Source organism: Kitasatospora sp. CB01950 (assembly GCF_001905465.1).
In the GTDB taxonomy this organism is placed as follows: Bacteria; Actinomycetota; Actinomycetes; order Streptomycetales; family Streptomycetaceae; genus Kitasatospora.
In genome coordinates this window covers 672537-690990 of record NZ_LISX01000001.1, presented here as the reverse complement: position 1 = coordinate 690990, position 18454 = coordinate 672537, and the positions used below count along the sequence as shown (strand labels likewise).

Sequence of the window (18454 nt, the reverse complement as noted above, 5' to 3'; positions counted from 1 at the left end):
TGGCTCCTAGGAAATGCCGGAACGGGGAACTGGGGGTGCGTCACGATCCCACCGCCACCAGGACGACGAGCAGGACGGCTCCGGCGAGCAGCGCGTTCAGGTAGCCCTGGGCGTTGCCGGTCTGCGCGAAGCGGACGGCGCGGCCGAGCCAGCCGGGTGCCGCGCCGGCGCCGCGGACGTAGGTCTCCACGACGGCGCGGTCCAGGAACCGGACCAGCCCGGCGGCGGCCTCGGTGGGCCGGACGAACAGCGTGCTGTACAGCCGGTCGACGCCGAAGCCGTGCTGGGCGGGCCGGTACAGCGGGCCGAGCAGCAGCCGGGCCGGGTCGGCGGCGGGCCGTCCGGCGGCGGCCCGGGCGTTGACGGTGCGCCAGGCGGCGTACCCGATCAGCAGGCCGGCGACGGCGACGCCGGTGCCGATCACGCCGGTGGCGACGGACACCCGCAGCGACTCGCCGTCGAGCAGTGCGGGCAGCCAGTCGGTGCGCAGTCCGGCCACGCCGAAGGCCAGCGCGGGGACGGCCAGCACCCACAGGATCAGGCGCATCGCGGCCGGTTCGGCGTGCGCCGGGTCGGCCTCGTCGAGCTCCGGGGAGTACGGGGCGCCGGGCTGCGGGGCGAGGTCCTCGCCGTTGCGGGACCGGCCGTAGAAGACGGACAGCCACAGCCGGGCGGCGTAGGCGGCGGTGAGCAGCGCGGTGAGCAGGCCGGCCACCAGCACCGTCCAGCCGACGGCCTGCGGCACGGCGGAGGCCGGGCCGAGGGCGCCGGTCAGGGCCTCGCCGTGGGCGGCGTGCTCGGCGGCGCCGAGCACGGACTCCTTGGAGAAGAAGCCGGAGAACGGGAAGACGCCGGCCAGCGCGAGCAGGCCGATGGTCATCGTCCACCAGGCGTCGGGGATGCGGTGGCGCAGGCCGTCCATCCGGGCCATCGCGCTGATCGAGTTGGTGTGCGCGGCGTGGATGACGACACCGGCGCCGAGGAACAGCAGGGCCTTGAACGCACCGTGCGAGACCAGGTGGAACACCGCGGCCTGCCGGTCGCCGGCGGCCAGCGCGCCGGCCATGTAGCCGAGCTGGCCGACCGTCGAGTAGGCGAGGACGCGTTTCAGGTCGTCCTGGGCGAGCGCGCACAGCGCGGAGCCGATCATGGTGACGGCGGCCATCACGGCCAGCACCACCAGCGCGGCGGAGGACTGCAGGAACACCGGCAGCAGCCGGGCGACCAGGTAGATGCCGGCCGCGACCATGGTGGCGGCGTGGATCAGCGCGGACACCGGCGTCGGGCCGGCCATCGCGTCCGGCAGCCAGGTGTGCAGCGGGAACTGGGCGCTCTTGCCGGCCACACCGGCGAGCAGCAGCAGGGCGATCAGCGTGGGGTGGTGGAGGTCGCCCGCGGCGGCGACCCGCAGCACCTCGCCGATCCGGAACGTCCCGGCGTCCGCGCCGAGCAGGAACAGGCCGAACAGGAACGGCACGTCGCCGAGCTTGGTGACCAGGAACGCCTTCAGCGAGGCGGCCCGGGCGTCGGCGGTCTCCCAGTGGTGGCCGATCAGGAAGTACGAGCAGATGCCCATCACTTCCCAGCCGACCAGCAGCACGATCAGGTCGCCGGAGTAGACGACCAGGAACATCGCGGCGGTGAACAGCGAGACCAGCGCCGCGTACGACGGGTAGCGCGGGTCGTCCTTCAGGTACGCGGTGGAGTAGATCTGCACGCAGGTGGCGACCAGGCCGACCAGCACCGAGATCAGCGAGGTGAAGCCGTCCAGGTGCAGGGCGAGCGAGATCTCCGGGCCGCCGGTGGGGGCGAGCCGGGTGGCGGCGTCCAGGGTGGTGCCGGTGCCCAGCTGGAGGGCCGTCACCAGGGCGAGGACGGCGGACACCGCGACCGGCAGCACCGCGAGCGGGCGGGCCAGCGCGGGGTACCGGCGTCCGGTGGCCAGCCCGGCGGCGGCGCCGAGCGCGGGCAGGACGGGGACGAGGATCGGCAGCGCGAGGTTCATGCGGCGGCCTGCTCCTTCTCCTCGGCCGCATCGGCCGGGTCGTCCGCCTCGTGCCGGTCGCCGAGCGCGGTGACCCGGTCGACGGCGGCGGTGCGGCGGGTGCGGTACACCAGCAGCACGATGGCCAGGCCGAGGCCGATCTCGGCGGCGGCGACGGTGATGGTGAACAGGGTGAGCGCCTGGCCGGCGTGCAGGGTGTCGCGCAGCCAGACGTCGAAGGCGACCAGGTTGAGGTTGACGGCGTTGAGCATCAGCTCGACCGACATCAGCACCAGGATCACGTTGCGCCGGGCGAGCACGCCGTACACGCCGACGCTGAACAGCAGCACGGCGAGGACCGCGGGGTAGGCGAGGTGCACGCTCAGCGCTCCTTCGTCTTCGTCAGGACGGTGCGCAGGTTCCCGGGCCGCGGCTTCGTCCCGTCGCCCTTGGCACGGGACAGCACGATCGCGCCGACCAGCGCGGCCAGCAGCAGCACCGACAGCGCCTCGAACGGCAGCACCCAGTGCGAGAACAGGAACTCGCCGGTCAGCCGGGTGGTGCCGGCCGGGCCGGACAGGTCGATCCAGGACGAGCGGAACGCGTCCACCACCAGCGTCACCAGGGTCGCGGCGGAGGCCGCGCCGACGGCCAGCGCCGCCGGGCGGTTGCCGGAGTCGGCGTCCGGGGAGCGGCCGATCGGGGCGCGGGTCAGCATCAGGCCGAACAGCACCAGCACGACCACCGAGCCCAGGTACACCAGCACCTGCACCCAGGCCACGAACTCGGCAGTCAGCAGCAGGAACTCGACCGCCAGCCCGCCCAGCGCAACCACCAGCCACAGCGCGGCGTGCACCAGCTGCCGGGTGGTCACCGAGACGACGGCCGCGCCAAGCACCAGCACACCGACCAGCAGGAAGACGATCTCCTGCCCGGTCGGCGAGAGGTACGAGCGCGCGGCGGGCTCCAGCGAGCCCGCCGCGGCCAGCAGGGTGCTCAACTCTGCTCACCCTCCTCGGCGGCGGCAGCGGCCGCGGCGGCGGCGGCGGCGGCCAGCTTGTCGGCGGCCTTGCGGGCCATGGCGATCTCCTTGGGCTCCTCCGCCGCGGCGTCGTGCGCGGGCGGCGGCGGGACGGTCCACATCCACTCGCGCAACCGGTCGCGCTCGTGGGTGAGCTCGCGGATGTCGGTCTCCGCGTACTCGAACTCCGGCGACCAGAACAGCGCGTCGAACGGACACACCTCGATGCAGATCCCGCAGTACATGCAGAGCGAGAAGTCGATGGCGAAGCGGTCCAGCACATTGCGGGTGCGGGCGCGGGCGTTCGGGTCGGCGGCGGGCAGCGTCTCCTTGTGGGAGTCGATGTAGATGCACCAGTCCGGGCACTCGCGGGCGCACAGCATGCAGACCGTGCAGTTCTCCTCCAGCAGCGCGATGACGCCGCGCGAACGCGGCGGCAGGTCGGGCTGCACGTCCGGGTACTGCGCGGTGACGGTCTTCCGCGTCATCGTCCGCATGGTGACGGCCAGGCCCTTGGCCAGGCCGGATCCGGGGAACTTCATCAGGAGATCGCCACCTTGACGATGCCGGTGAGGGCGAGCTGGGCCAGGGCGAGCGGGATCAGCACCGTCCACGCGAAACGCATCAGCTGGTCCTCGCGCAGCCGTGGGAAGGTGACCCGCAGCCAGAGCACCACGAACGCCAGCGCGAACGTCTTCACCAGCGTCCACAGCCAGCCCAGGCTGTCGGAGAACGGGCCGTGCCAGCCGCCCAGGAACAGCACCGTGGTCAGGCCGCAGAGCACCACGATGCCCGCGTACTCGGCCAGCAGGAACAGCGCGAACCGCAGACCGGTGTACTCGGTGTACGCGCCGAAGATGATCTCCGAGTCGGCGATCGGCATGTCGAACGGCGGCCGCTGGAGCTCCGCCAGACCCGCCGTGAAGAAGACGAACCCGCCGATCAGCTGCCACGGCACCCACCACCAGTGGAACGCGTCCACCACCCCCGGCAGCGAGACGGTGCCCGCGGCCATCGCCACCGACGCCGCCGCGAGCAACATCGGCAGCTCGTACGACATCAGCTGCGCGGCCGTGCGCAGCCCGCCCAGCAACGAGAACTTGTTCGCCGACGCCCAACCGGCCATCAGCGAGCCCAGCACGCCGATGCCCATCACCGCCAGCACGAAGAAGATGCCCGCGTCCACCGCCTGCCCGACCAGCCCGTTCGGACCGACCGGGATCACCAGCAGCACCAACAGGTACGGCAGCAGCGCGACCGCCGGCGCCAACCGGAAGATCCGCCGGTCCGCCCCCGCCGGGACGATGTCCTCCTTCTGCGCGAACTTCACCCCGTCGGCGACCAACTGCGCCCACCCGTGGAACCCACCCGCGTACATCGGGCCGAGCCGCCCCTGCATGTGCGCCATCACCTTGTGCTCGGCCTGACCGACCACCAACGGCAACACCAGGAACACCGCCAGCGTGCCGACACAACGCAACAGCGTGTCGAGAAGGTTCACGCGCTGTCTCCGTTCTGCTCGGCCTGCTGATCGCTGTCGGACTCTCCACGCCGCACAGCCCCACCCTCACCGGGCTCACCCTGCACGACCCCAGGTTTCACAACCCCGGGTTTCCCACCGCCCCCGGCCCCGGCCCCGGCCTCCGCAGCCTCGGGCTTCACGGGCTCGGGCTTCACGGCCCCGGCCTCCGCAGGCTCGGGCTCCGCACGCTCGGCCTCCACAGGCTCGGGCTTTACGGGCTCGGGCTTTACGGGCTCGGGCTTTACGGGCTCGGGCTTTACGGGCTCGGGCTTTACGGGCTCGGGCTTTACGGGCTCGACCTCCGCAGACTCGGGCTTCACAGGCTCGGGCTTCACGGGCTCGGGCTTCACGGCCCCGGCCTCCGCAGCCTCGGGCTCCGCACGCTCGGGCTTTACGGCCCCGGCCTCCGCAGCCTCGGGCTTCACAGGCTCGGGCTTCACGGCCCCGGCCTTCACGGCCTCGGCCTCCGCAGACTCGGGCTTCACAGGCTCAGGCTTTACGGGCTCGGCCTCCGCAGGCTCGGGCTTCACAGGCTCAGGCTTCGCGGCCGCAGGCTCGCGCCGCTCGGCCTCGACCGGCCCATCGGCAGGCTTCGCCACCCCGACCCGCGTGCCCTCCGACTCTCCCGCCTCGGGCACCGCAGGCTCGGACGGCACAACCGCAGGCTTCGCGGCCGCAGGCTCGCGCCGCCCGTCGGCAGGCTTCGCCACCCCGGCCCGCGTGCCCTCGGACGTTTCCGCCTCGGGCACCGCAGGCTCGGACGGCACGGGCTCGCCCTGCGCGCCGGCAGGCTCCGCCGCCATAGGCACCGCAGGTTCGGACTGAACCCCCGCGAGCGCGGGCCCTGCTGCCTCGGGCTCCGCAGGTTCAGGCTGCGCGCCCCCGGCCTGCGTACCCTCGGACTTCTCCGCCCCAGGCACCGCAGGCTTCGCCACCTCGGGCTCCACAACCGCAGGCCTCGCAGGCTCCGGCTGCACGGCCTCCGGCTGCACGGCGTCCGCCGCCGCAGGCGCGTCCTTCGCCGGCCCACCGGTCGAGGCCGCCGACTCAGCAGCCCCGGACTCTTCTGCCCCGGGCCCCACAGGCTCGGGCTGCGCGGCCTTCGACTCCACGGCGTCAGCCGCCGCAGGCCCGGACTTCTCTGCCTCGGGCTGCGTCTCCGCGGACTTCTCGTGGGCCGGGACGGGGGCGTGCCACGGGGCGTCGGACGACTGGGTCCGGGCGGTACGGCGCGGGGGTTCCGGTGTTTCGGGGGCGGCCTGGCTGACGGAGCCCTCGCCGACGCTGCGACTGCGGCGCGGGCGGTCGGCACGGACCGGCGGCGCATCGGCGGCGGTGCCGGCGGCGGGGGCCGGGGGGGTCTGGCTCGCAGAGCCCTCGCCGACGCTGCGGGCGCGGCGCGGGCGGTCGACGCCGGCCGCCGCTCCGGCGCGGGCCGCGCGGGCGGGGCGTTCGGCGACCGGGGGGAGGGTGCCCTTGAGGGGGCCCCACTCGTTCGGGTCGGGGACGCCGGGGGGCAGCATCTTGCGTCGGGCCGGGCCGCCGCCGTGGTCGGACTCGCCGGGCTCCTTGGCGCCGGGCCAGTCCTTGGCGACTCGCGCGGCGAGCACGAAGTCCTTGCGCAGCGGGTGGCCCTCGAAGCCGTCCGGCAGCAGCAGGGTGGCCGGGAAGGGGTGGCCGGGGAATTCGATGCCGAACATCTCGCGGGTCTCCCGCTCGTGCCAGGCGGCGCCGGCGTACACCCCGACGGCGGTCGGCAGCACGGCCTTGTCGCGCGGCACCCGGGTGCGCAGCAGCAGTCGGCGCACCCGGCCGGGCTCGCCGACGGCGGCCAGGTGGGCGCAGACCGCGAAGCCTTCGGCGAGTTCGTCGACGGCGCTGAGCCAGTCGAGGAACGCGAGGCCGAGGCCGTCGCGGGCGGCGGTGAGCGCCTCGATCCAGTGCTCGGCGGGAACGGTGACGGTGAGCAGGTCGTACGCCTCGACGGCGGTCGCCCACGGCCCGATCGCGGCGGCGGCCCGCTCGGCGGCAGACGGAACAGCGGCGGACGGAACGTCAGGGGTCTCGGTCACCGTTCGCCCTCCTCGGCAGCGGGGGCGGGGGCGGGCGCGGCCTGCAGCGGCCGGCGCAGCGCGGCGGCGGGTGCGGCGTAGCGCTGCGGCACGTCCTCGGCGGCGATCTTCTCCTGGAGCTTGAGGATGCCCTGGAGCAGTGCCTCGGGCCGGGGCGGGCAGCCGGGCACGTAGACGTCGACCGGGATGATCTGGTCGACGCCCTTGGTGACGGAGTAGGAGTCCCAGTAGGGGCCGCCGGAGTTGGCGCAGGCGCCGAAGGAGATGACGTACTTCGGTTCGGGCATCTGCTCGTACAGGCGCTTGACGGCGGGGGCCATCTTGTCGGTGACGGTGCCCGAGACGATCATCAGGTCGGCCTGGCGGGGGCCGGGCGCGAACGGGATGACACCCATCCGAATGAAGTCGTGCTTGGCCATGGACGCGGCGATGAACTCGATCGCGCAGCAGGCGAGTCCGAAGTTGAAGCACCAGAGGCTGTAGCGGCGGCCCCAGTTGAGCACCACCTTGACCGGGTCCGGGGCGAGCCGGGCCAGCGGGCCGAGGCGGCGCTGCTCGACGGCGGCGCCGGGGTTGGCCGGGTCGGGGATGCCGAGCGGGACCGGGCCCTGACCGGGCGTCCCGTGGGAGTGCGTCACGTCCATTCCAGAACGCCCTTCTTCCAGGCGTAGAGCAGTCCGACCGCGAGGAAGCCGATGAAGACGAACATCTCCACCAGCGTGGCCGCCCCGAAGCCGGCGGCGGCGAACACCGTGGCCCACGGGAACAGGTAGATCGCGTCGACCGCGAAGATCACGTAGAGGAAGGCGTAGACGTAGTAGCGGATCTGGGTGTGCGCCCAGCCCTCGCCGACCGGATCGACGCCGCACTCGTAGGCGAGCAGTTTCTCCGGGGTGTTGACCACCGGTCGCAGCAGGCGGTTGGCGGTGAAAGCCACCGTGACGAAGAGGACACCGATGACCGCCAGCAGACCGATCGCCGCGTAGGCGTCGAAGTAGCCGCTGCCGGCGGCGGGGTCGGCAGCGAGCGGCTGCCACTCCATGGGTTACGCCCTTCTTCTTTGCCCGTCCATAACCATCGCTATCGCGGGAGTCTATGTGCACCGCTCGTCTACTCCCCCATCTGCCCGTTCTGCAAGACGTCCGGTGGACACCCGTCGGAATGGCCTTCGTCGGCCCGCCGGGAGCGGGGTTCAGCACGGGGGGTGGGGATAACCCCCGGACGAAGACGGAGTGCAGCACCATGGCGGCGCGCTGTCCGTAACCGGGATGCTGGTGATCGTCAAAGAACCGGCGAACACCAGGAGAGGGCGCCGACATGGAGGACAAGGCGAAGCGCCCGTCGTTGTACGGGCCGCAGTTGTGGCAACAGGTCCAGCACGAGCTGCTGAACCTCCCGATCGGCATTGCCGCCTTCACGGTGATGGTGACGCTGCTGTCGACCGGCCTCGGCATGGCGGTGACGGTGGTCGGCCTGCCGCTGCTGGCCTTCGGGTTGACGTGCTGCCGCCTGTTCGGCCGGCTGGGCCGGGTCCGGGCCCGGGCCTCGCTGGGCAGCCGGATCGCCGAGCCGGAGCCGCTGGCGGCGACGCGTCCGGGCGTGGCGGGCCGGGTCGTCGCCTCGCTGTCGGACGGGCTGAGCTGGCGTTCCGCGCTGTACTGCCTGCTGATGCTGCCCTGGGGCATCGTCAGTTTCACGTTGACGGTGGTGCTGCTGACCGTCGGCTGGCCGGTGCTGCCGTGGGCGATGCGGGCGCTGGCGGCGGTGTCCCGGCTGCTGGTGGAGGGTCTGCTGTCGCCGGGCGCGCTGCAGGAGCGGGTCCGCGAGCTGGAGGACGACCGGGGCACGGTGGTCGACCACGCCGCCGCCGATCTGCGCCGCATCGAGCGGGATCTGCACGACGGCGCGCAGGCCCGGCTGGTGGCGCTGGCGATGGATCTCGGTCTGGCCAAGGAGAAGCTGACGGAGGATCCGGTGGCCGCCCAGAAGATGGTCGACGCGGCGCACGGCGAGGTGAAGCTCGCCCTGCAGGAGCTGCGCGATCTCGCCCGGGGCATTCACCCGGCGGTGCTCACGGACCGCGGTCTGGATGCCGCGCTGTCCTCGGTGGCGGCCCGCTGCACGCTGCCCGGCGGCGTCAAGGTGCACGTCGAGATGGGCGAGGGCCGCCCGGATTCGGCGGTCGAGGGCATCGCCTACTTCACCGTCAGCGAGCTTCTGACCAACGCCTCCAAGCACTCCGGTGCCCGCTCCGCCTCGGTGGACGTCTGGCGGCAGGACGACCGGCTGATGCTCACGGTGCAGGACGACGGCCGCGGCGGCGCCGAGATACGCCCGGGCGGCGGGCTGGCCGGGCTGGCCGAGCGCGCCGAGTCGGTGGACGGCGTGTTCGTGGTGGACAGCCCGGCCGGCGGCCCGACCTCGGTGGCGGTCGAGCTCCCCTGGCACACCCGGGCGGGCCGGGGCTGACGGCGGGCATGGACGAGCCCGGGGTGCCGCCCCTTGCGCGGTACGGCACTCCGGGCCCGAGTGGGCGGGGCTACAGCGTCCCGAGCGTGACGTCGGCGCTCTGGTTCTGGCCGTCGCGCTGGTAGCCGACGGTCACCTTGTCGCCCGGGGAGAACGAGGCGAGCGCGCTGGTCAGTGCGGAGGGGCTGGTGATCGCGGTGTCGTTGATCTTGGTGATCACGTCGCCCGCCTGCAGCCCTGCGGAGGCCGCCGGTCCGCCGGAGGCCACCGAGACGATCGCCGCTCCGGCGGGCTGGAAGTTGGTGTCGAAGTAGGGGCGGACGGTCACCCCGAGCGCGGCCCGCCCGGAGTTGGTGACCTGGCCGCTGGAGATCAGCTGGTTGGCGATGCTGGTCACGGTGGCGGCGGGGATGGCGAAGCCGATGCCGGGCGCGGCCGAGTTGCCGAGCTCCGGGTCGACGGCGGTCAGGGTGTTGATCCCGATCACCTGGCTGGAGAGGTTGACCAGCGCGCCGCCGCTGTTGCCGGGGTTGATCGCGGCCGAGGTCTGCACCATGTTGCCGATGGTGGCGCCGGGCGAGCCGGAGGTCTGCGGTTCGCTGACGGTCCGCCCGACCGCCGAGACGATGCCCTCGGTGACGCTGCTGGACAGGCCCAGCGGGCTGCCCATGGCCAGCGTGATCTGGCCGACCGCGACCTTCGAGCTGTCCGCGAAGGTCGCGGGCTTGAGGCCGCTCGGCGGGCTGCTCAGCTTGATCACCGCGAGGTCGGACTGCGGGTAACTGCCCACCAGGGTGGCGTCCAGCGGCTTGGTGCTGTTGGCCAGCGTCACGGTGAAGGTCTGCGCGGTGCCGACCACGTGCGCGTTGGTGACGATGTCGCCCTTGTCGTCGAAGACGATCCCGGAGCCGAGGCTGTCACCGGCAGTGATCTGCACCACCGAGGGCAGCACCTGGGAGATCACCTGCTGGTAGTTCTGCTCCAGCTGGTCGCTGGTGGAGGGCGCCGGCGCGGTGGTGGCGGCACCGGCCGCGGTACTGGAACCGGCCCCCTTGTCGGTGCTGGAGCAGCCGGTGACCAGCAGCGCGGCCGCGGCGAGCACCGCCGCCGGACCGAGCCACAGCTTGGGCCCGGTGGGCCGGGGGCCGGCCGGCAGCGGGCGGGTCGGTTCCTTCTTCGGGCGCACGGCGGCCCCCTCCGGTCGCAGGACAGAACTTTGTCAGCATTTCAGCGAAATGTCCGATTGCCTGCGCAGACACACCCGCCGCCGCCAGAAAGCAGCCGTCTAGGATCGGCCCATGACCTGGTTGATCACGGGCGGGGCCGGCTACATCGGCGGTCATGTCGTCCGGGAGTTGGTCGCAGCCGGCGAGTCCGTGGTCGTCCTGGACGACCTGAGCTCCGGCGCGGCCTCCCACCTGCCCCCTGGCGTCCCCCTGGTGACGGGCTCCACGCTGGACCGCCCACTGCTGGACCGCGTCCTCGCCGAGCACGGCGTCACCGGCGTCCTGCACCTGGCCGCCCGCAAGCAGGTCGGCGAGTCGGTCGCCCAGCCGCTGCACTACTACCACGAGAACGTGGAGGGCCTGCGGGTCGTGCTGGCCGCCGCGGTGGACGCGGGGGTGCGCCGGGCGGTGCTGTCCTCCTCCGCCGCCGTCTACGGCATGCCGGACGTCGACCTGGTCACCGAGGCCACGCCGTGTATACCGATGAACCCGTACGGCGAGACCAAGCTGGCCGGCGAGTGGCTGCTGAACGCCTGCGCCGACGCCTACGGGCTGTCCGCGGTGTCGCTGCGCTACTTCAACGTGGCGGGCGCGGCCTCCCCCGAGCTGTCCGACCCGGGCGCGGCCAACCTGGTGCCGCTGGCCTTCCAGCGCCTCACCGCCGGGCTGCCTCCGCTGATCTTCGGCGACGACTACCCGACGCCGGACGGCACCTGCGTCCGCGACTACATCCACGTCTCGGACGTCGCCTCCGCGCACGTCGCCGCGGTCCGCCGGCTGAGCGCGGCCGCGCCCGACGAACCGGTCCGGCTGACCCTCAACATCGGCACCGGGCACGGCGTCTCCGTCCGCGAGATGCTCGCCGAGATCGCCGAGGTCACCGGCCTCGACATCGCCCCCGAGGTGTCCGCCCGCCGCCCCGGCGACCCGGCCCGGGTGGTGGCCTCCGCCGACCTGATCCACCGCGAACTCGACTGGACCGCCCGCCACGGCGTCCGCGCCATGGTCTCCTCCGCCTGGGCCGGCTGGCAGCACCGCCACCCGTAGGCCCCGGACTCGATCCGGGGCCCACGGGCTCCGGATCAGTTCGCCGGGTGGATCGGCGAGGTGGCCAGCGCGGTCAGCGTGGTGCCGTCGAAGCGGTAGCCGGTGGCGTTGCCCTGCGCGTCGACCGCCCACAGGTCGGCGAGGCCGTCGCCGTCCAGGTCGGTGGCCCGCAGGACCGGCTTGCTCGCCGCGTCCCAGCCGCCGGCGGCGACCAGCACCGGGGTACCGATCGGGTCGCCGAGGAACGGCCCGGTCAGCGTCGAGGCGGCGTAGTAGTAGAGCGAGCCGTCCGCGTCGTTGCGGGCGAACAGGCCGGGCAGGCGCTCCGCGCCGAGCACCGCGGTGGTGATGGACCAGCCGTGCCAGTCACCGGTGCCGGCCGGGTTGACGTCGCTCAGCTCGACGGCCGACTCCAGCGACTGGAAGGCGCCGGGGAAGCTGGCGCTGCCCACGACGATCAGCTTGCCGCCGGCCAGCACCAGCAGGCCGTCCGTGGTGCGGAAACCGGTCGGGTAACCGTTCCCGGCCGAGTACAGCTCACCGGCGTCGGCGATCCGCTCGACCCGCTTGGTGCCGTCGTCGAAGACGTGCTGCCCGATGTTGACCGACTTGGACGGGTCGAACCCGCCGGCCGCGTAGGGCAGCGCGGTACCGACACCCACGCTCGGCACGTAGGCGAGCACGCTGTCCGCCGTGCTGCCGTTGAACCGGCCGCCCACCGCCAGCACGCCGTTCCAGTCGGCGGCGCCGCCCGGCGCGTTCCGCCCGGTGCCGGCCGCACCGACCTGGACGGCGGGGGCGAGCACGCCGCCGCCCTGGCCCTTGGCGAGCCACAGACCATCGCCGAGGCCGAACTGTCCACCGACCAGCAGCAGGTCGGGCCGCCCGTCGCCGTCGATGTCGCCGGCGACCCGCGGCGGCTGCGCCGCGTTCAGCCCGGCGGTGGCCTGCGGTCCGCGGTTCCCGCCCGGGGACAGCGGGACGACGGTCAGATTGCTGTACGCGCTGACGGGAGTGACGGTCAGGACGGCGTTGCCGGAAGCGTCGGCGGTGGCGGTCTTCGGGGCCTCTCCGCCGACCTGGTACGCGTAGGCGGCGGGCGGCTCCCCCGGCCCGGCGGTCACCGTGATCTGCGCGGGCGTACCGATCACCAGCCCGCTGGGAACGGACACCGTCGGAGCGGCGGTGGGCACGGTCGGGTCGTAGCGGAAGTGGCAGGTGGTGGACCAGTCGCCGGGTACCTGGCCGCCCTGGGCGCGGGCCTTCCAGTCGAAGTCGGTGATCGTCCCGCCGGCTGCGGCCGTCAGGACGTCACGGGACAGCTGGTGGACCGCGGCGGTGCCGGGAGTGGCGGACAGGGTGACGTCGTCGACGGGCGCCCCGGTGCCGGAGCGCAGCAGCTGGAACTCCACCTTCCCGGAGTCGGAGGCGTTGGCGAACAGCGTGACGTCGCCGAGGCCGAGTACGGTGCCGCCGGCGCAGTCGGTGCCGGGCATGGTGCGCAGGCCGGTCGGCGGGGCCGGCAGGTCGGTGGCGCCGGCCGTGGGCGCGACGGCCCCGGTGGCGGCGAGCACCACGCCGAGGGCGGCCGCGGCGACGGCCGAGCGGCGCCGGGCGAAAGCGATGGACATGTGGGTTCCCTCCCTCGAACGACCATCAATGTGATGATCATTTCGAGGGAGGGTATGCCCCGTCCGGCGCCCCGGTCACCGACCTGGACAAAAAAAGTTCTTACCCGAATGTCAGTGCGGGACGGCCGTGCCGTAGAAGGAGTCCAGCGCGTACACGCAGCGGTCCTTGGAGCCCACGAAGACCCGGCCGTCGACGGCGACCGGGGAGCCGGTCAGTTCGCCCTTGGTGCCGAGCTCCCAGCGCAGGCGGCCGGTGGCGAGTTCCAGGGTGTGCAGCGAGTGGTCGCGGCTGCCGAGGTGCACCAGGCCGTCGGCGACCGCCGGGGAGCCGACCAGGTCGGCGCGGGCGGCGTAGCGCCAGCGTTCCAGCCCGGTGGCGCTGTCGAAGGCGAACAGGGTGTCGCCGGAGCCCAGCAGCACCGTCCCGTCGACGACCACGGCGGGCTCGGCGCCCTGCCGGTTGGCGGTGGAGGCCCGCCACAGGCCGTGCCCGGTGGCGGCGTCCAGCGCGTACAGGGTGCCGAGGTAGTCGGCGACGTACACCGCCCGGTCGTCGACCGCGGGCGGGGTGAACAGCACGACGGGCGCGTCGAAGCGCCAGCGCTCGGCGCCGGTGGCGGCGTCCAGCGCGTGCACCCGCTGGCCGGAGGTCAGGTAGAGCACGCCGCCGCGTGCGACCGGCCGGGCCGGGACCTTGCCGGCCACCGGGAACGCCCAGCGCACCCCGCTGCCGCGCGGGTCCACGCAGTGCAGTCGACCGGAGCCCTGGTAGTAGGCGGAGCCGGCGATCAGCGTGGGGCCGGACTGCGGGTTCTCGTACTCCTGCTGGGCGTCGTCGGCGCGCCACAGTTCGGCGCCGCTGGCGGCCGAGCGCAGCTGCACCCCGCCGCCGCGGATGCCGCAGCAGAGCACGCCGTCGGCGGCGTCCAGCGAGTACACCCAGCCGTCCAGCGAGGTGCGCCAGCGCTCGGTGCCGTCGGCGGAGTCGACGGTGTACAGGTGCGGCCCGTCGGCGGCGTGCACCCGGCCGCCGTCCACGGCCAGCGCCCAGGCGACGTCCCGGGTCTTCCAGCGGCGCTCCCCGGAGCCGATGTCGAGGGCGTGCACCTCGAAGCTGGAGACGAACAGCGTCCCGTCGGCGACCACCGGGGTGCCCCAGACGTCGTTGGACATCCGGAACCGCCAGGGCCGCCAGCGGGCGGCGGGCGGCCGCGGCGGGGCGGCCGGCGCGGAGGTGCGGCGCACCCAGTCGGTGCCGACCGGGGCGGCGGACGGGGCGACGGGCTCCACCCGGGGGCCGGGGCCTATCGGCACGTGCGCGCCGGCCAGCCGGATCTCGCTGTCGCCGCCGGGCGCGGCGGGCACCTCCCGCCGGTGCGGCCGCACCCGCTCGGTGGCCACCTCGGCCTCGAACGGCGCGCCGAGCGGCGCGGCCTGCGAGATCGGCGGGGCGACCGGCTGCGGCGGCACCACGGGCGCGGGCGGCTGGCTGACCGGGCGGCGGCTGCTGCGCTTGGCCTCGATCAGGTCGAGCGCGGCGGGCGGCAGCCAGTCCCCGGCCTCGCCGGAGGCGTCGGCCCGGGAGAACAGGTGCGGGGCCAGCTCGGCCTGGATCTGGGCGGGCGTCGGCCGGTGCTCGGGCGCGGGCCGCATGCAGGCCCGCACCAGATCGACCAGCTCGGCGGGCAGCCCGGACAGGTCGGGCTGGTCACGGAGCAGCTGGAACACCGTCTCGACCGGGTTGGTGCCCCGGTACGGCGGGTGGCCGGTGGCGCAGAAGACCACCAGCGAGCCGAGCGAGAAGACGTCGCTGGCGCCGGTGACGCTGCGGCTGTCGCGGGCCTGCTCGGGCGACATGTAGGCGGGGGTGCCGACCGCGACGTTGGTCATGGTGAGCCGGGTGCTCGACACGCCGGCCGCGATGCCGAAGTCGATCACCCGCGGGCCGTCCTCGACCACCAGCACGTTGGACGGCTTGAGGTCGCGGTGCACCAGCCCGGCGGCGTGGATGGACTGCAGGGCCTCGGCGATGCCGGCGGTCAGCCAGCGCACCGCGTCGGCGGGCAGCGGCCCGCAGTCGGTGACCAGGTCCTCCAACGAGGGCGCGGGCACGTAGGCGGTGGCCAGCCAGGGCACCGCGGCGTCGGCGTCGGCGTCCACCACGGCGGCCGTGTAGAAACCGCCGACGGTCTTGGCCGCGGCGATCTCCCGGGCGAAACGGACCCGGAACAGGTTGTCCTCGGCCAGTTCGGTGCGGACGGTCTTGACGGCCACCCGGCGGCCCGAGGCCGACCGGGCCAGGTACACGAGGCCCATGCCGCCCGCGCCGAGCCGGGCAAGCACCTCGAAGGGCCCGATCCGCCTCGGATCGTGCGCCGTCAGCTGGTCCACTCCGCAGCCACCTCCCCTTCAGCCAACGCCCCCCGGCGGTGGCGCGCCCCCGATTCTCCAATGCCCGCCGTCCTGGAGCCAATCTCACCCGCCCGTGTCACCCGGCCCGGCCCGGCGGCCGGCGGGCCGCCGAGGGGGCCGACGGGGCCCGCCCAACCCTCTCAGGCTGACTTGTCGTCACGCTGTGGGGTCATCAGTGCACGGGGGGGCAACAACACACGCTGAAAAGTCGTTGATTCTCCGCACGAGCGGACTAATAGTCGCACTACCGAATCGCGCCAAGATCGTGCCACGGTAAGCTGACGGCATGACAGGACAAGTTCGCACCGTCGACGGTCGCGTCGCCGGGCGGCGCGGACAGGAGACGCGGCAGAAGCTGCTCGACTGCCTCCGCGAGATGCTCAGCACGTCGCCGTACCGGGACGTCAAGGTCATCGACGTCGCCCGTATGGCGGGTACCTCCCCCGCGACCTTCTACCAGTACTTCCCGGATGTCGAGGGCGCAGTCCTTGAGATCGCCGAGGAAATGGCCGAGGACAGCGGCGGGCTCAAAGAGCTCGTCGATGGAAAGTCCTGGGCGGGAAAGACCGGCCTTGCCACTTCTGAAGAACTGGTGGACGGATTCCTCGCCTTCTGGCGCAAGAATGACGCCATTCTCCGAGTGGTCACGCTCGGTGCCGCGGAAGGGGACAAGCGGTTCTTCAAGATCCGTATGAAGGTCCTCAACTCGGTGGCCTCTCCGCTCGCCGAGGCGGTTCGCAACACCCAGGGCAAGACCGACAAGACGGTCGACGGTTCGGCCGTCGCCGGCGCCCTGGTGACGTTGCTGGCCGCGTCCGCGGAGCACTCGAAGGCGTTCACCTCGTGGGGCGTGAAGGTCAAGGACCTCAAGCCCAGCCTGGCGCTCCAGGTGTACCTCGGAGTCACCGGAAAGAAGCCGCCGAAGTAACAGACCCAGTCCAGTGGCGCCCGGCCCCGGTTCCTGTCCGGGGTGCGTCGGACGCGGCCGTGTCCTCGGGGGAGGTTCGCCGACGTACCGCGGGGCGTCAACCGCACCAGACAACGAAGCGCAGGGGCGGTCGGGAGAAGTTCTCCCGGCCGCCCCTGCGCCGTGTCCGCAGGCCCCCCGTCAGGGGCAGCGCACCACCTGGCCGGCCCAGGCGAGGCCGCCGCCGAAGCCGAACAGCAGCACCGGGTCGCCGCTGTGCAGCTCGCCGCGCTCGACCAGCTTGGACAGCGCGAGCGGGATGGAGGCGGCGGAGGTGTTGCCGGATTCGATCACGTCGCGGGCGATCACCGCGTCCTCGGCCAGGCCGAGCTTCCCGGCGATCGCGTCGATGATCCGCAGGTTGGCCTGGTGGGCGACGAAGCCGCGCAGCTCGGACGGGTCGAGGCCGGCCTTCTCGCAGGCCTGGCGGGCCAGTGGGGCGACCTGGGTGGTGGCCCAGCGGAAGACGGTCTGGCCCTGCTGGCTGATGATCGGCTGCCAGCCGCTGATCACCACCGCCTCGTTCTTCTCCGGGTCGGAGCCCCACACCACGGGGCCGATGCCGGCCCGGTCGTCGGGGACGGCCTCCAGGACGGCGGCGCCCGCGCCGTCCGCGAAGATCACGCAGGTGGTGCGGTCGGTCCAGTCCACGATGTCGGACATCCGCTCGGCGCCGATCACCAGCGCGCGGGTGGCGGCACCGGCCCGGATCGCGTGGTCGGCGGTGGCCAGCGCGTACGAGAAGCCCGAGCAGACGGTGTTCAGGTCGTAGGCGGCGGGGGTGGGGATGCCGAGCCGGGCGGCGACCGCGGCGGCGGTGTTGGGGCTGCGTTCGAGGGCGGTGCAGGTGGCGACGGCGACCAGGTCGATCTGGTCGGGGGTCACTCCCGCGCGGGCCAAGGCCTTCTGGGCAGCGCTCGTGGCGAGGTCGACCAGGGTCTCGTCCTCGGCGATGTGCCGGGCCCGGATGCCGACCCGGCTGCGGATCCACTGGTCGTCGGTGTCGACCATCGCCGAGAGATCGTCGTTGGTGAGGATCTTCGGCGGCTGGTAGTGGCCCAGCGCCACAATGCGGGAGGCGGTCATACTGCCACTCAACCGGGTTACCGGCGAGTCGGGCGGTAACGCCCTGGTACAGGATCGGGTGCCGGAAGCTGTAGGGCCCTCACAACCGGAAGCGCTCACGCCGCGAGGGATTGGGCGTCTCCCATGACGATCATCGGGTGCAGGGCCGGGTCGAGGGTCTTGATCAGCTCGACCATGTGGTCCTCGGTCAGCGAGATGCAGCCGTGGGTGGGGCCGCCGTGGTCGAGGTGCAGCCAGATGCCGCCGCCCTTGGCCGCGCCCTCCGGGAAGCGGCCGTCAAGCGGGGAGGCGCCGACCACCCGGTTGTAGTTGATCGCGACCACGTAGTCGAAGGAGCCGGCCAGCGGTTCGTTGTTGAAGCCGCGGCCGCCCATCACGAACTTGGCGTTGTGGTCGTACGGCAGCTTGGAGCCGGGGTCGGCGTCGCGGCCGCCGGCGTCGGTGAGCGAGAACATGCCGATCGGGCTGCGCAGGTCGCCGGAGTGGTGGTCGGTGGTCCAGCCCTTGTAGGCGTTGTGGGCGGGCCAGGACTGGCCGGCCTGCCAGCCGCCGTCGTCGCCGCGGGTCCACAGCGTGACGGTGTTGTCCGAGGAGTCCTTGTCCTTGCCGCTGGCGACCAGCACCTGGCGGGTCTCGGCGGGGATCTTCGCCGTCCAGGAGGCGCCGAGCCCCGGTATGGCCGTGATCCGGTCCCGGGCGGAGCGGTCGGCGGCCGGGGCGTCGGTGTGCGAGTCGGCGGCCTTGACGGGGGCGGCCTCGGCCTCGCGGTCCGGGGCGGCGCTGGCGGTCTCGCCCTGGAAGTCCCGGCCCGGGCCGATGGTGAACCAGCCGGCCGTCAGGGCCAGCAGGGTCGCGGTGCCGACGGTGAGCTTGGCGGCGCGGCGCGGCTTCGGCTTGCGACGGCGACGGGACGCGGCTCGGCCCTGGGGCTGCTCGTCCTCGCTCCAGGGGGCCGGCGCGGGGGCCGAGTGGCGGTGCGAGGCGGCGCGATGGGAACCGGACATGCCGTCGATCCTC

General features: G+C 73.2%; 16 protein-coding genes. 3 read left to right on the top strand and 13 right to left on the bottom strand.

Features of this window, described 5'->3' with window-relative positions:
• Positions 1-40: 40 nt before the first annotated feature.
• The 8 genes from AMK19_RS03220 to AMK19_RS03185 are packed head-to-tail and all read right to left on the bottom strand — an operon-like array spanning position 41 to position 7641.
• A complete protein-coding gene (locus AMK19_RS03220; protein ID WP_073807847.1) occupies positions 41-2005 on the bottom strand; it encodes an NADH-quinone oxidoreductase subunit 5 family protein in 1965 nt (654 codons plus the stop codon).
• Positions 2002-2364 carry an NADH-quinone oxidoreductase subunit NuoK gene (gene nuoK / locus AMK19_RS03215; protein ID WP_073807845.1) on the bottom strand — a complete coding sequence of 121 codons (363 nt, stop codon included), beginning with the start codon at positions 2362-2364 and terminating at the stop codon, positions 2002-2004. Before nuoK ends, AMK19_RS03220 begins: the two co-directional genes overlap by 4 nt.
• 2 nt (positions 2365-2366) lie before the next feature.
• Positions 2367-2984, bottom strand: a complete 618-nt coding sequence (locus AMK19_RS03210) for an NADH-quinone oxidoreductase subunit J family protein (protein WP_073807843.1) — start codon at positions 2982-2984, stop codon at positions 2367-2369.
• Positions 2981-3550, bottom strand: a complete 570-nt coding sequence (locus AMK19_RS03205) for a NuoI/complex I 23 kDa subunit family protein (RefSeq protein WP_143200051.1) — start codon at positions 3548-3550, stop codon at positions 2981-2983. Before AMK19_RS03205 ends, AMK19_RS03210 begins: the two co-directional genes overlap by 4 nt.
• Entirely contained in the window at positions 3547-4506 is a 960-nt protein-coding gene (locus AMK19_RS03200) for a complex I subunit 1/NuoH family protein (protein WP_073807840.1), read from the bottom strand. Before AMK19_RS03200 ends, AMK19_RS03205 begins: the two co-directional genes overlap by 4 nt.
• Positions 4503-6599 (bottom strand): NADH-quinone oxidoreductase subunit C, encoded by a 2097-nt coding sequence (locus tag AMK19_RS36405; protein ID WP_073807839.1) that lies wholly within the window; start codon positions 6597-6599, stop codon positions 4503-4505. The genes AMK19_RS03200 and AMK19_RS36405 overlap by 4 nt, the downstream gene beginning before the upstream one ends.
• A complete protein-coding gene (locus tag AMK19_RS03190; protein WP_073807837.1) occupies positions 6596-7243 on the bottom strand; it encodes an NADH-quinone oxidoreductase subunit B in 648 nt (215 codons plus the stop codon). Before AMK19_RS03190 ends, AMK19_RS36405 begins: the two co-directional genes overlap by 4 nt.
• Positions 7234-7641 (bottom strand): NADH-quinone oxidoreductase subunit A, encoded by a 408-nt coding sequence (locus tag AMK19_RS03185; protein ID WP_043914675.1) that lies wholly within the window; start codon positions 7639-7641, stop codon positions 7234-7236. Before AMK19_RS03185 ends, AMK19_RS03190 begins: the two co-directional genes overlap by 10 nt.
• A 275-nt stretch (positions 7642-7916) precedes the next feature.
• Between AMK19_RS03185 and AMK19_RS03180 the strand changes: the two genes are divergently transcribed.
• Positions 7917-9068 (top strand): sensor histidine kinase, encoded by a 1152-nt coding sequence (locus AMK19_RS03180; protein ID WP_073807836.1) that lies wholly within the window; start codon positions 7917-7919, stop codon positions 9066-9068.
• A 70-nt stretch (positions 9069-9138) separates the two neighbouring features.
• On the opposite strand, the gene AMK19_RS03175 is transcribed toward AMK19_RS03180, so the two are convergent.
• Entirely contained in the window at positions 9139-10224 is a 1086-nt protein-coding gene (locus AMK19_RS03175; protein WP_073808348.1) for a S1C family serine protease, read from the bottom strand.
• A 142-nt stretch (positions 10225-10366) separates the two neighbouring features.
• Between AMK19_RS03175 and galE the strand changes: the two genes are divergently transcribed.
• Positions 10367-11341, top strand: coding sequence for a UDP-glucose 4-epimerase GalE (galE, locus tag AMK19_RS03170; RefSeq protein ID WP_073807834.1), 975 nt, complete (start codon positions 10367-10369; stop codon positions 11339-11341).
• A gap of 35 nt (positions 11342-11376) precedes the next feature.
• Here the strand turns inward: galE and AMK19_RS03165 are convergent, their stop codons facing one another.
• Both AMK19_RS03165 and AMK19_RS03160 read right to left on the bottom strand, forming a co-directional pair.
• The gene (locus AMK19_RS03165) at positions 11377-12972 is read right to left on the bottom strand and encodes an FG-GAP repeat domain-containing protein (RefSeq protein WP_073807833.1); all 1596 of its coding nucleotides are present in this window, start codon (positions 12970-12972) and stop codon (positions 11377-11379) included.
• A gap of 111 nt (positions 12973-13083) precedes the next feature.
• A complete protein-coding gene (locus AMK19_RS03160; RefSeq protein ID WP_073807831.1) occupies positions 13084-15363 on the bottom strand; it encodes a serine/threonine-protein kinase in 2280 nt (759 codons plus the stop codon).
• A 307-nt stretch (positions 15364-15670) separates the two neighbouring features.
• On the opposite strand from AMK19_RS03160, the gene AMK19_RS03155 reads away from it, so the two are divergent.
• Positions 15671-16312 carry a TetR family transcriptional regulator gene (locus tag AMK19_RS03155; RefSeq protein ID WP_073807830.1) on the top strand — a complete coding sequence of 214 codons (642 nt, stop codon included), beginning with the start codon at positions 15671-15673 and terminating at the stop codon, positions 16310-16312.
• A 180-nt stretch (positions 16313-16492) separates the two neighbouring features.
• On the opposite strand, the gene AMK19_RS03150 is transcribed toward AMK19_RS03155, so the two are convergent.
• A complete protein-coding gene (locus tag AMK19_RS03150) occupies positions 16493-17437 on the bottom strand; it encodes a beta-ketoacyl-ACP synthase III (RefSeq protein ID WP_073807828.1) in 945 nt (314 codons plus the stop codon).
• Positions 17438-17532: 95 nt separating this feature from the next.
• Complete coding sequence (locus AMK19_RS03145; protein ID WP_073807827.1) at positions 17533-18441, bottom strand: L,D-transpeptidase family protein; 909 nt, start codon at positions 18439-18441, stop codon at positions 17533-17535.
• Positions 18442-18454: the final 13 nt, after the last annotated feature.

What these genes read in the sequence shown, in the direction of transcription:
- AMK19_RS03190 (WP_073807837.1), bottom strand. Translation starts at nt 7,243, where the DNA reads ATGGACGTGACGCACTCCCACGGGACGCCCGGTCAGGGCCCGGTCCCG.
- AMK19_RS03165 (WP_073807833.1), bottom strand. Translation starts at nt 12,972, where the DNA reads ATGTCCATCGCTTTCGCCCGGCGCCGCTCGGCCGTCGCCGCGGCCGCC.
- AMK19_RS03220 (WP_073807847.1), bottom strand. Translation starts at nt 2,005, where the DNA reads ATGAACCTCGCGCTGCCGATCCTCGTCCCCGTCCTGCCCGCGCTCGGC.
- AMK19_RS03145 (WP_073807827.1), bottom strand. Translation starts at nt 18,441, where the DNA reads ATGTCCGGTTCCCATCGCGCCGCCTCGCACCGCCACTCGGCCCCCGCG.
- AMK19_RS03155 (WP_073807830.1), top strand. Translation starts at nt 15,671, where the DNA reads ATGACAGGACAAGTTCGCACCGTCGACGGTCGCGTCGCCGGGCGGCGC.
- galE (WP_073807834.1), top strand. Translation starts at nt 10,367, where the DNA reads ATGACCTGGTTGATCACGGGCGGGGCCGGCTACATCGGCGGTCATGTC.
- AMK19_RS03185 (WP_043914675.1), bottom strand. Translation starts at nt 7,641, where the DNA reads ATGGAGTGGCAGCCGCTCGCTGCCGACCCCGCCGCCGGCAGCGGCTAC.
- AMK19_RS03150 (WP_073807828.1), bottom strand. Translation starts at nt 17,437, where the DNA reads ATGACCGCCTCCCGCATTGTGGCGCTGGGCCACTACCAGCCGCCGAAG.
- AMK19_RS03180 (WP_073807836.1), top strand. Translation starts at nt 7,917, where the DNA reads ATGGAGGACAAGGCGAAGCGCCCGTCGTTGTACGGGCCGCAGTTGTGG.